Genomic DNA, 11203 nt, shown 5'->3' on the forward strand with positions numbered 1-11203 from the left:
TCTCAAAGAGAGCTGTTTTGCTGCTTAATGCTTGCCAGAATGCGGTCGGCGCCCGCTGCGAGCAATTCTTCTGCCAATGATGTGCCCAGTTCCTGTGGAAACGCATGTCTGCCGCTTTCTGCTCTGCGGATAAGTTCGGAGCCGTCGAGGCTGATAATACCGCCCGTCATCCGGATTTCCTCATCGTGCAATGTCGCCATTCCGAATACCGGAATGCTGCAACCGCCTTGCAGGCGTTTCAGGAATGCCCTTTCTGCCAGCAGGCATATTTCGGTAGGTTCGTGGTTGAGTAGTTCTCTCAATTTGGTTTTTTTCTGGGCATCCAGTGAAACCGCGCATTCAATGGCGACGCTGCCCTGGCCTACTGCCGGGGTAAATTCGTCGAGGAGTAAATGCTCGGCGATTTTGTCGTCGTATTCCATGCGGTGCACGCCTGCATATGCGAGCAGGAGCGCGTCGCATTGGCCTTCCTCCAACTTGCGGAGGCGCGTTTGCAGATTGCCGCGCATATCCACCGTCTTGATATGCGGGTAATAGTGTTTCAAAACTGCCACCCTGCGCGTGGACGACGTTCCTACCGTGAACGACTCGCCGCTTTTCAACGATAATGTGGTATCGTGGCTTACGAGCACGTCGTTTGCGTGTTCGCGCTCGGTGAATGCGATGATTTCAAATGCATCGTCCAGCTGCGATTGCAGGTCTTTCGCGCTGTGCACGGCAATATCGATGCCGCTGCTGCGGAGCTGGTCTTCCAGTTCTTCTGTAAAAACACCTTTGCTACCGATTTTCGAAAGCGACCGATCGAGGATCTTGTCGCCCTTCGTTTCAATAATAACGATCTCCGTCTCAATCCCGCCCTTCTGCAACAGCTCTTCGACGTAATATGCCTGCCAAAGCGCGAGCTTGCTCCCGCGGGTTCCTATTTTTATATGCATGGTTGTTTGTACAATATAAGGCCGAAATGTTTATTAGTAGGCCTGTATTAAAATCTCCGCCGGAATATGAAGCTTCTCATTAAGCCTGCGGATCATACTTAAATTCAATTTTCTTTTGCCGGAGAGGATTTCAGATTTTCGGGATCGGTACCCCAATATTTCAGAGAGTTCTTTTTCCGAAATACCCATTTGCTCCAATCGAAAGCGGATCGCTTCCAGCGGGTTTGGTTTGGGAATCGGGAAATGCGCGTTCTCATAGTCCTTCACCAGAATGGAAAGCAGTTCCAACTCATCCGACTCTTTCGAATCCGGTATGATTTCGGTTTGCATCAATTCATAAATGCGCGCCAGGTACTTGTCGTATTGCTCGTTATTTTTGATGGGTCCGATCATAGCTAATTGTTCTTGCATCAATTTTATCGTACTCAATATGTGGCCCGAACCAGACGATAAAGACGATTTTTAGTCTGTATTCAATATCAACAATCAGCCGGTAATGGTTCCCGTGGATGTTGAACACCACCCGTTTCTGGCTTAAGACGGATGCATTTCGATAATGTACTTTCAAAGCATTAGGCGACTCCCAGCTAGCTACTTCTACTTCCTGGTTCCAGGCAAGCAACGATTGCTCTGCTTTTGGATAAACCTTCATGTAATGGCGTAATGTCTGTACAGCGATGATGCGCATCGTTCCAACAAAGATAAGTGATTTGTTACCATTTTGGTTACGTTATTTAGATGGAACGTTGGATGAGACAGTTTCAGCGAGCTGCTTTCGAACGGCGAAGTTATGGAGATACTCTCAAATCAACCAGTGAAAGATTGCCGAATTCCCCGTAAATTAACCCAATCAAAATGAGCACCATGGAAAATAAAGGATTGATATTCATTCCCGACATCAGCGGGTTTACGCGGTTTATGCATGAAACGGAGATCGAGCATGGCCGGCATATTATACAGGAATTGCTCGAAACGCTCGTGAATGCGAACCAGATCGGGTTAGAGATTTCGGAGATAGAGGGGGACGCGATATTGTTTTTCAAATTCGGCCAGGCACCGGAGCTGGAAGCGCTGTACAGGCAGGTGGAACGGATGTTCTGCGATTTTCACAAATATCTCATTGCCTACGACAACCGCCGCTTTTGCCAATGCAAGGCCTGCGTTTCGGCGGTGAATCTTACTCTGAAAGTGGTGGCGCATTATGGAGAGTTTACCACTTACCAGGTCAAGAATTTCAGGAAACTGATTGGGAAAGACATCATCGTAGCGCACCAGCTGCTCAAAAACGAAATCGACCAGCACGAGTACTGGCTGGTAACCCAGAACCTGCTCAAGGGACAGAAGCCGGATGGTTTTACGGATTGGATGCAATGGTACCCCGGCTCCAAAACGACCGAGACCGAGCAGATTCCTTTCCAGTATACCCAGATAGGCCCGTTGAAAGCCAGCATTCCTCCCTACGAACCGCCCCTGTTGGAGCCGAAGGACAAGGTGCAAGTGCTGTCGGTTTCGAAGGAATATGATGCGGATATCAAAAAACTGTTCTTCACCACCGGCCACCTGGAACTGCGGCACCGCTGGCAGGCCGGTGTGAAATCCATTGAAGAGCTCGACCATTTCCTGCCGGGCGTTGGCTCGCGCCACCGGCGCATACGAGAAGACGGCGAAACGATCATGTATGCCAGCGGTTTTACCTATGACCCCGAATCCCGCATCATTTTCAGCGAATCGGACGAACAGCTCACCAACACGCTCTATTTCGTACTCGAAAAGCTGGCCGAAAACCGCACGCGCCTCACTTTGGAATACTATCTGAAAAAGAATCCATTAAAGCAGCTGGCGTTCCAGCTATTCAAAAAAGATAAAATGGAGGCTGAGTTCCGGAAATCACAGGAAAATCTGGAAGCACTACTCCCGCAGATTCACGTACCCGTTGATTTTTAAGCAGCAGTTTATTCAATCATCGCCCCGGCGACCCGGTCAATCATTCAATCATTCAAAATTCACTAAACCCCGACGGTATCGCCCTCATCAGTAACGATTTTGTCTTCAATGTAAGCCACGATCAGCGACGCAATGTCGATACCGCTTACTTCCTCGATACCCCGCAGGCCCGGGGAAGAATTGACTTCCATAACCAATGGCCCGCGCTCGGATTGCAGCATATCGACGCCGGCTATTTTCACACCTAAAGCCTTTGCCGCTGCAATAGCCGTATGCTCCTCTTCGGGTGAAAGCTCGATCATACAGCCGGAGCCGCCGCGGTGGAGGTTGGAGCGGAAATCGCCCTCGGCGCCCTGGCGCTTCATGGCGGCGATTACCCTGTTGCCGATCACAAATGCGCGGATATCGGCGCCTTTCGATTCTGCCACATATTCCTGGATCAGGAAGTTTGCCCGCAAGCCGTAGAATGCCTCAATGGTCGATTTGGCGGCTTTAATCGTTTCGGCGAGTACAACGCCCACGCCCTGTGTACCTTCCAGCAGTTTGATGATCACCGGCGGGCCGCCCACCATATGGATGAGCTCATTCACTTGCGCCGGATTTTTGGCAAAAACGGTCTTTGGAATATCGATACCGGCCTTCGCGAGGACCTGCATGCTGCGCAGCTTGTCGCGCGAGCGCAGGATGGCCTGCGATTTGACGGTGGTAAATACTTTCATTAATTCGAGCTGACGCACTACCGCGCAGCCGAATGCATTTACCGACGTGCCAATGCGGGGAATGACGGCGTCGATGCCCGTAACAGACTTGCCTTTGTAGACGACCGTTGGCTTACCGCCTTCGATCATGACAAAGCATTTGACGTGGTCGATCACAACTGCTTCGTGTCCCTTTTGTTTGATTGCCTCCACCAGACGCCTGGTTGAATACAGGTCCGGGTTGGTGGATAATACGGCGATTTTCATAAAAATGTTTTTAGAAAATGTGGAGGTTGGGTTTTACGCCCTGGTCTTGGTGCTCCGGTCTAGTTCTGAGGTAATTTTGGGGAACGAGTTGGTGTCTGCGAATGCCTTGCCGCTGACAGGTTCTTTTGGGAGACATCCACAATGAACCTGTTTTTGAGCAATTTTCGTCCGAGTAGTATGGGGTAACTCATTTTCTGCCGGTTAGCCAGCGAAAATTCGGTACTTATTTTCCGGCCGAAAAGCCTGATTGGTGTCTTGATCACAAACCGTTTTTCTTCCTTCCCGAAGGAGTTTCGGATCACGGTTTCTTTAAAATCGGTTACTATAAAGAAATGTGAAGGGGCGCCGCGCTTAGCGTCGAGGTACACATGAAGTTCCTTGCATTCTTCTGTCTCTACCAATTTCACCCGGGAACAATGGATGGCGGACGTCGCGGCACCTGAATCCACACGCACAGGCACATTATACCAGCCCAGTTCCGGTAAATCCACCATATCGGTCGCGCCGATAATTTCCAATGGCCGTTTCATCGGCGCTGGAAAAACTGGGCGACCGTCAGTGACAGGTCCAGAAACACCATTTTGGCCCGCACATTGCGCTCAATGTGGTAATAGGCCGTATTTACTTCCCCGATCATCCTTTCCAGCGACTCAAAATTGACGGTTTTGGAAAAATTCTGTACGAAAGTAAGCTCTTCCTGCGGAACGCGCAAAAGCTCACCTGCGCCGTGGCTCCACACGAGCATATCCCTGAACAGCCGCAATGCATATTCGAGCAGGCCTTTTTGCTTTTCCTTGCTCATGACGTCGTAGTTATCGGCGAGCTTCACCAAATGCGAAACATCGAATTTGTAAGAAGAGCGCATCCAGTCGGCAAACCATGCCGAGCGGTCATCCTGCTCTTCCTGAACGAGTTTCAACGCTTCGGCCATGTTCCCGTCGGACAGGAATGCTACCTGACTGGCCAAGGCGTCGGTCACATCGCCTTGTTTCAGGTAGGTTTTGATTTCCGCATCGGTGAATGCGGGAATAGTAATCCGCTGCGTCCGGGAAATGATGGTCGTCAGTAACTTATCGGATTGATCACTTACCAAAAGGAACAATGTTTTTTCAGGCGGTTCTTCCAGAATTTTCAAAATCGCATTGGAAGAAGCCGCATTCATGATATCGGCCTTCCAGATCAGCAGGATTTTGTACTCGCCTTCATAGGCCTTTACCGACAATTTTCTCAAAATCCCGCGCGCTTCTTCTACTGAAATGTTACCCTGTTTGTTGTCTGCACCGATATGGTCGAGCCAGTCGGGGAGGACGCGGTAGGGGTTTTCCAGCAAAAACGAGCGCCAGAGCGGCAGGAATGCTTCACTCGTTTTGCCATCCACTTTTTTGGAAGTGGCTATGGGGAATATGAAATGGAAATCGGGGTGGATGAGCTTACTCATTTTCATGCAGGATGCGCAGGCACCGCAAGCGTCTTCCTCGTTTCTGTTTTCGCAGTTAATGTAGGTAGAGAATGCCAGGGCCATTGCCAGCCCTGCTCCGCCTGCGGGATAATCAAAAAGCTGGGCGTGGGCCAGATGGCTGTTCCGGACCGAGCGGCGCAATGTCGCTTTAATATTTTCAAGTCCTGGAATATCTCTGAAAAGCACGATTTAAATCAATTAATGGGTAAGTAAAACGCCTATTGGCCGCGCGTGTTTTTAAAAATGGCACGCATGATATCTTCCTCGGTCTGCCCGAATGCGATGCCCCGGCGGCTCACCGTATCTTTTGCTACCGCCACGGCCTTATCGAAACGATACTCCATGCAGCCCTCCGCCGCGCCGCCCCAGGTGAACGATGGGACGTGCTTGTTCTGGAACCCGGCACCGAATACATTCACACTTACGCCGACAACCGTTCCGGTGTTGAACATGGTCGAAATTCCTGCTTTGGAATAATCGCCCATCATCAACCCGCAGAAGAGCAAGCCGGTGTCGGTGAGCATATTCGTTGCATAGCTATGCAGCTTGACATTCGTGTGGTCGTTTTTCAAATTCGAATTGTTGGTATTGGCGCCGAGGTTACACCATTCTCCCAGCACGGAATTGCCCAGGTAGCCGTCGTGGCCCTTGTTGCTGTACCCGAAAACCACGCAATTACTCACTTCCCCGCCGACTTTGGACGACGGACCAACGGTAGTATTGGGGCGAATCTTCGTTCCTTGCGCCAGCACCCCGTTTTCACCGATTGCAAATGGCCCCTGGATCATCGACCCTTCCTGGATCAATGCATTCTTGCCAATATATATGGGTCCGTTCTCGGCATTCAGAATGGACGCTTTGATTACCGCGCCTTCTTCTATAAATATATTCTCCGGTTTGTAGCAATGCGTGAATGGGTCAATGATACCCGCCGATTTCCTGACCGAAGCAATGCGTTCATAATCGATTTTGATCTGCGCCCCATTCTGCCCGAAAATATCCCATACATTGCGGATCATCGTAAAAGGTTCCGCATACTCCACTACTGAAAGGCCGCCGGTGCCATTTGACGCTTTCCATGTCGAATGCGTTCGTACAGCCAGAATTTCCCCGCTATTGGAAACAAGCGCATTGCCATGCGGCAGGCCTTTGACAATGCCGGTCAGGTGGTCATCCGGGCATAGTGCGCCGTTGATATACAGATTATCTCCCGAAGTGTTTTCCGGGTATTTGGTGGCGAGATAAGCTTCCGTTTGGAATGAGACCATGGAGTGGCATCTGTCGGCCCATTTTTCGGCCAGTGTATGAATGCCGCACCGGATGCCGGCGACTGGTCTGGTGTATGTAAAGGGTAATAGCTGAATTCTAATTTTGGGATCGTCGAACAGAATGGTACTGGGCATAAATTAAGTCGTATGTGCAGGCCAAAGTTCGGGCATTTTATTGGTTACGGCAAAAAAAGAAGCAGTCTCCCGGACATATTTGTCAGGAGACTGCCACTGTATTTTTTCGTTCTCCTGATGTGTTCGACCACACAGGAAAAAGCCAATGCGTTGCTTATTTTCCGTAACGCTTTCTGAACTTGTCAACGCGACCAGCTGTGTCAACCAGTACGTTTTTACCAGTGTAGAAAGGGTGTGACTGAGACGAAACCTCGACTTTGTACACAGGGTAAGTTTTGCCGTCTTCCCAGGTGATAGTCTCGTTAGTGTCTATGGTAGAGCGAGTAATGAATTTAAAGTCGCTTGATAGATCCCAGAAAACTACTTCTCTGTAATTGGGATGAATATCTTTTTTCATTGGTATATGGTATTATTTGTTTCTATACGATTTCCAAAAGGATTGCAAAAGTAAAAAATCCAGATTTGTAAATCAAGTATTGAAACGCTATCTTTTTTAATATTAATGCAATACGGCGAAAATTAACGCGCTAGACCTCACTAAGTTGCTGTTTGAGTACCTCGACGCCGCGTTTTGCCTCCTTTTCAAAATCGGTGTACACGAAACATTCGATGGAAAGTCCGCCTTTATAGCCGATTTTCTTCAATGCTGCCAGGTAGGCTCTGAAATCGTCGCCTTTCACACCCGGTGGTGTGCGCTTCTCTTTCTCGGCAATGTGGCAATGCACGATGTGCTTACCATATTTAACGATCTCCGACGCCGGTTCGTCCTCTTTTAACATATGATATATATCGCAAAGCAGCTTCACGCGCGGGCTTTTCACTGCATCCACGATCTCCACACCTTCGGCTAGGCTGTTGATGAAATTGGTCTCTCCGCGGTTCAGCGGCTCCACGGCGATGGTAACCCCATATTTCTCGGCGAGCGGCGCCATTTTTTGGGTTAATTCGATGTGCTGTGCCTTTGCTTTGGCCTTGTCGAAGCCTTCGGGTATGATTCTTGACGCACCACTTCCGAATACGACAAATTGTGAACCGCATTCCTTGGCGCGTTTCAGAACGGTCTCTGTTCGTTGAAGGATCGCCTCGTGGTTGGCTTCCGGGCCCAGCGTTTTCAGGCTCGCGGGAAGCAGGATTACATAAGACTTAATGGGGAAGTGCTCGCTTTTGAGTTGCTGGAGGTTCTTCTCGTAGCCGGCATCACCGCCTTCTGGGATCAGGAAGCCCGCTACGGATTCTTCGATGTAAGCACACCCCGATCTGCGTAAAAAGTCAGCTTTGTCGTAGGCCGCATACACGCCGAGTGGAATGCTGTAAGCGGCGTTTCCGGTGGCCTTGGCCATGGCGCCGGTTAGTGATCCGCCCATGGCAAGGCCGGCGACGATTCCGGAGGTAGTTTTAAGGAATGTCCGTCTGTCGGCCTGTTCGATAATTGTGCTCATATGTTTGAAATTTTATGGCTACTGATTGCTATTTTGTGTTGAAACGAAATGTGTTATGTTTTACAAAGTTTACAAGTTTAGAATTATTATAAATAGTATGACCGATATTAAATCGTTGATTTTCAGCAATTATTGTCATGTCAATCTTTCTTTGGTAAAAATTTTTCTTTGAAAAAGTTTGCAAAATTTGAAATGCATTTTTCTGAATTTTTTTTCTTTGAAACAATTTAGTGTAAGCTTTCCGTAAACAACTAGCTATTAGTTTCTTAACAATTTAGTAATTTGGACAATGCTTATAAGGCATGGTTTTGTAGAGAAATCCTGATTGCGAATCTGATTTCTTTAGTGTTATTTCAAGAGATTTTTAAAGTCATCTCCGACTGATCTTCCAAGAATATACATCACTAACGTTCTATCAAACACCACATTACTTATGTCTATGTATGTCATAAAGCGTGATGGTCGCCGCGAATCCGTAAAATTCGACAAGGTGACTGCCCGCATAGAGAAACTGAGCTACGGCCTGGACGCCGCTTATGTTCAGCCCGTGGAAGTAGCCAAGAAGGTTGTTTCCGGTATTTACGATGGCGTTACAACCGCCGAACTGGATAACCTCGCTGCCGAAACCGCAGCTTCCATGACCACCAAGCACCCTGATTACGCAATCCTGGCTGCCCGCGTCGCTATCTCAAATCTCCATAAGAACACATTGAAGTCGTTTTCGGCTACAATGAAGCGTCTTTATACATATATAGATTCCAAAACCGGTGAAAATGCATCGTTGATCTCCAAGGAGGTCTACGAGGTGATTCGCCAGAATGCATCGCTGCTCGACTCTACTATTATATATGACCGCGACTATTCCTACGATTATTTCGGCTATAAAACCCTCGAAAAGTCGTATTTACTGAAAGTTGAAGGGAAAATTGTCGAGCGCCCTCAGCATATGCTCATGCGCGTAGCGATCGGTATCCACCAGGAAGACGTGCAAGCGGCGATTGAAACCTATCATTTGCTATCAGAAAAATGGTTTACCCATGCTACGCCTACCTTGTTCAACGCAGGTACGCCGAAGCCGCAAATGTCGTCGTGCTTCTTGCTCACGATGAAGGAGGATAGCATCAATGGTATTTATGATACCCTCAAAAACTGCGCATTGATCTCGCAGTCGGCGGGTGGTATCGGCTTGAGCATTCACGACGTCCGTGCGACGGGTACTTATATTAAAGGGACAAACGGGCAATCGAATGGTATCGTACCGATGCTTCGCGTGTTCAATGACACAGCGCGTTATGTGGATCAGGGCGGCGGCAAGCGCAAAGGTTCTTTTGCTATCTATATTGAACCATGGCATTCGGATATCTTCGATTTCCTCGATCTGAAAAAGAACCATGGTAAAGAAGAGCAGCGCGCGCGCGACCTTTTCTATGCATTGTGGATTCCGGATTTGTTCATGAAGCGAGTGGAAGCGAATGACACCTGGTCCCTCTTCTGCCCGCATGAATGTCCGGGACTGGCGGATACGCACAGCGCGGAGTTCGAAAAATTGTATGAGCAATACGAGCGCGAAGGAAGAGCGCGCAAGACTATCAAGGCGCAGGACCTATGGTTCGCGATCATGGAATCGCAGATCGAGACAGGTACACCATATATGTTGTATAAAGACCACGCCAATAGCAAGTCCAACCAGCAGAACCTGGGTACCATTAAGTCTTCTAACCTTTGCACGGAGATCATCGAGTACACAGCTCCTGATGAAGTAGCGGTTTGTAACCTAGCTTCTATCGCATTGCCGAAATTTGTAGAGCAAGGCGCGGATGGTTTCATGCGTTTCGATCACCAAAAGTTGTACGAGATTACCAAAGTAGTAACGCGCAACCTGAACAAGATCATCGACCTGAACTTCTATCCGGTTCCCGAGGCCGAGAAGAGCAACAAACGCCACCGTCCGATCGGTATCGGGGTGCAAGGTCTGGCCGATGCATTCTGCATGATGCGTATGCCATTCGACTCCGACGAGGCACGTCAATTGAACAAAGATATTTTCGAAACGATCTATTTCGGATCAATGGAGGCGTCGATGGAGTTGGCCATGCAGCACGGCCCGTACGAATCCTGGGCAGGCAGCCCGATCTCGAAAGGCGTGTTCCAATTCGATATGTGGGGTGTGACGCCGGAAAGTAAGCGCTGGAACTGGGAGAAGCTGCGAAAAGAAGTGGTACAAAACGGTGTGCGCAACTCGTTGCTCCTTGCACCGATGCCGACGGCATCTACGAGCCAGATCCTCGGTAATAATGAATGCTTCGAGCCATTCACTTCCAATATATATGTAAGAAGGGTATTGTCGGGTGAATTCGTGGTTGTGAATAAATACCTGCTCAAAGACCTCGTGCGCCTGGGCCTGTGGAGCGAGGAAATGAAAAACAACCTCGTTCGCGCCAGCGGGTCGGTACAAGCCATCCCGAATATCCCGCAAAATATCAAGGAACTCTATAAAACGGCATGGGAGATCAAACAGCGCAGCCTGCTCGATATGTCAGCGGACCGCGGTGCTTACATTTGCCAGTCGCAGTCGCTGAACATCTTCATGGAAGAAGCGAACTTCGGCAAACTGACTTCGATGCACTTCTATGCATGGAAGAAGGGACTCAAAACCGGTATGTACTATCTGCGTACCCGCGCGGCATCTGACCCGGTACAATTCACCGTGAGCAAGCAAGCAGAGCCGCAACTGGAACCTGCTACTGCTGTGGTGGCCGAAAAAGAGCTCAACTACGTGCAGTACGCGGAGGAACACGCTAAGCCGGTCGCGCCGCGTGATAATCGCTCCGACATGCAATGCTCTCTCGATGATCCGGAAGGGTGCGAAGCTTGTGGATCGTAATTAAGGTTAAAATCGCAATAGCGAAGAGGTGTCTGATCGTAGATCGGGCACCTTTTTCGTTTTCGGGCATGGGGTGCTGAAAAAAGTTTGAAATTTTTATTGAGTATACAGTTTTGTTTATCAATCGGTTAAAAGATTTTGGTGAAAATTCTGTAAAATTTTTTCCTACCACCG

11 protein-coding genes are annotated in these 11203 nt (G+C 49.0%); 2 read left to right on the forward strand and 9 right to left on the reverse strand.

The genetic code is table 11. The annotated features are described in order from the left end of the window. Positions 1 to 2: 2 nt before the first annotated feature. The 3 genes from hemC to ACQ4MZ_RS30270 are packed head-to-tail and all read right to left on the reverse strand — an operon-like array spanning position 3 to position 1623. Positions 3 to 935 (reverse strand): hydroxymethylbilane synthase, encoded by a 933-nt coding sequence (gene hemC, locus ACQ4MZ_RS30260; RefSeq protein ID WP_430851595.1) that lies wholly within the window; start codon positions 933 to 935, stop codon positions 3 to 5. Between the two features lie 33 nt (positions 936 to 968). Further along, a complete protein-coding gene (locus ACQ4MZ_RS30265) occupies positions 969 to 1328 on the reverse strand; it encodes a helix-turn-helix domain-containing protein (RefSeq protein WP_430851597.1) in 360 nt (119 codons plus the stop codon). Continuing rightward, entirely contained in the window at positions 1306 to 1623 is a 318-nt protein-coding gene (locus ACQ4MZ_RS30270) for a type II toxin-antitoxin system HigB family toxin (RefSeq protein ID WP_430851599.1), read from the reverse strand. The genes ACQ4MZ_RS30265 and ACQ4MZ_RS30270 overlap by 23 nt, the downstream gene beginning before the upstream one ends. A gap of 167 nt (positions 1624 to 1790) precedes the next feature. Here ACQ4MZ_RS30270 and ACQ4MZ_RS30275 point away from each other — a divergent pair, with 167 nt between their 5' ends. Continuing rightward, positions 1791 to 2879, forward strand: a complete 1089-nt coding sequence (locus ACQ4MZ_RS30275; protein WP_430851601.1) for a DUF2652 domain-containing protein — start codon at positions 1791 to 1793, stop codon at positions 2877 to 2879. 62 nt (positions 2880 to 2941) lie between these two features. Here the strand turns inward: ACQ4MZ_RS30275 and rimK are convergent, their stop codons facing one another. The 6 genes from rimK to ACQ4MZ_RS30305 form a co-directional block, all read right to left on the reverse strand. Further along, entirely contained in the window at positions 2942 to 3844 is a 903-nt protein-coding gene (rimK, locus tag ACQ4MZ_RS30280) for a 30S ribosomal protein S6--L-glutamate ligase (RefSeq protein WP_430851603.1), read from the reverse strand. Positions 3845 to 3903: 59 nt separating this feature from the next. Continuing rightward, a complete protein-coding gene (locus tag ACQ4MZ_RS30285; RefSeq protein WP_430851605.1) occupies positions 3904 to 4374 on the reverse strand; it encodes an ATP-dependent zinc protease family protein in 471 nt (156 codons plus the stop codon). After that, positions 4371 to 5489 carry an ATP-binding protein gene (locus tag ACQ4MZ_RS30290; protein ID WP_430851607.1) on the reverse strand — a complete coding sequence of 373 codons (1119 nt, stop codon included), beginning with the start codon at positions 5487 to 5489 and terminating at the stop codon, positions 4371 to 4373. The genes ACQ4MZ_RS30285 and ACQ4MZ_RS30290 overlap by 4 nt, the downstream gene beginning before the upstream one ends. A gap of 32 nt (positions 5490 to 5521) precedes the next feature. Next, positions 5522 to 6706, reverse strand: a complete 1185-nt coding sequence (locus ACQ4MZ_RS30295) for a putative sugar nucleotidyl transferase (RefSeq protein WP_430851609.1) — start codon at positions 6704 to 6706, stop codon at positions 5522 to 5524. A gap of 154 nt (positions 6707 to 6860) precedes the next feature. Continuing rightward, a complete protein-coding gene (locus tag ACQ4MZ_RS30300) occupies positions 6861 to 7103 on the reverse strand; it encodes a type B 50S ribosomal protein L31 (protein WP_019945104.1) in 243 nt (80 codons plus the stop codon). 130 nt (positions 7104 to 7233) lie between these two features. Continuing rightward, positions 7234 to 8145 carry a TIM barrel protein gene (locus ACQ4MZ_RS30305; protein ID WP_430851612.1) on the reverse strand — a complete coding sequence of 304 codons (912 nt, stop codon included), beginning with the start codon at positions 8143 to 8145 and terminating at the stop codon, positions 7234 to 7236. Between the two features lie 439 nt (positions 8146 to 8584). Here ACQ4MZ_RS30305 and ACQ4MZ_RS30310 point away from each other — a divergent pair, with 439 nt between their 5' ends. Beyond that, entirely contained in the window at positions 8585 to 11029 is a 2445-nt protein-coding gene (locus ACQ4MZ_RS30310) for a ribonucleoside-diphosphate reductase subunit alpha (protein WP_430851614.1), read from the forward strand. Positions 11030 to 11203 lie beyond the last annotated feature (174 nt).

The sequence above is a fragment of the Dyadobacter sp. BHUBP1 genome, from assembly GCF_050587785.1.
GTDB lineage: Bacteria > Bacteroidota > Bacteroidia > Cytophagales > Spirosomataceae > Dyadobacter.

What these genes read in the sequence shown, in the direction of transcription:
- ACQ4MZ_RS30275 (WP_430851601.1), top strand. Translation starts at nt 1,791, where the DNA reads ATGAGCACCATGGAAAATAAAGGATTGATATTCATTCCCGACATCAGC.
- ACQ4MZ_RS30265 (WP_430851597.1), bottom strand. Translation starts at nt 1,328, where the DNA reads ATGATCGGACCCATCAAAAATAACGAGCAATACGACAAGTACCTGGCG.
- ACQ4MZ_RS30310 (WP_430851614.1), top strand. Translation starts at nt 8,585, where the DNA reads ATGTATGTCATAAAGCGTGATGGTCGCCGCGAATCCGTAAAATTCGAC.
- ACQ4MZ_RS30305 (WP_430851612.1), bottom strand. Translation starts at nt 8,145, where the DNA reads ATGAGCACAATTATCGAACAGGCCGACAGACGGACATTCCTTAAAACT.
- ACQ4MZ_RS30295 (WP_430851609.1), bottom strand. Translation starts at nt 6,706, where the DNA reads ATGCCCAGTACCATTCTGTTCGACGATCCCAAAATTAGAATTCAGCTA.
- hemC (WP_430851595.1), bottom strand. Translation starts at nt 935, where the DNA reads ATGCATATAAAAATAGGAACCCGCGGGAGCAAGCTCGCGCTTTGGCAG.
- ACQ4MZ_RS30300 (WP_019945104.1), bottom strand. Translation starts at nt 7,103, where the DNA reads ATGAAAAAAGATATTCATCCCAATTACAGAGAAGTAGTTTTCTGGGAT.
- ACQ4MZ_RS30270 (WP_430851599.1), bottom strand. Translation starts at nt 1,623, where the DNA reads ATGCGCATCATCGCTGTACAGACATTACGCCATTACATGAAGGTTTAT.
- rimK (WP_430851603.1), bottom strand. Translation starts at nt 3,844, where the DNA reads ATGAAAATCGCCGTATTATCCACCAACCCGGACCTGTATTCAACCAGG.
- ACQ4MZ_RS30285 (WP_430851605.1), bottom strand. Translation starts at nt 4,374, where the DNA reads ATGAAACGGCCATTGGAAATTATCGGCGCGACCGATATGGTGGATTTA.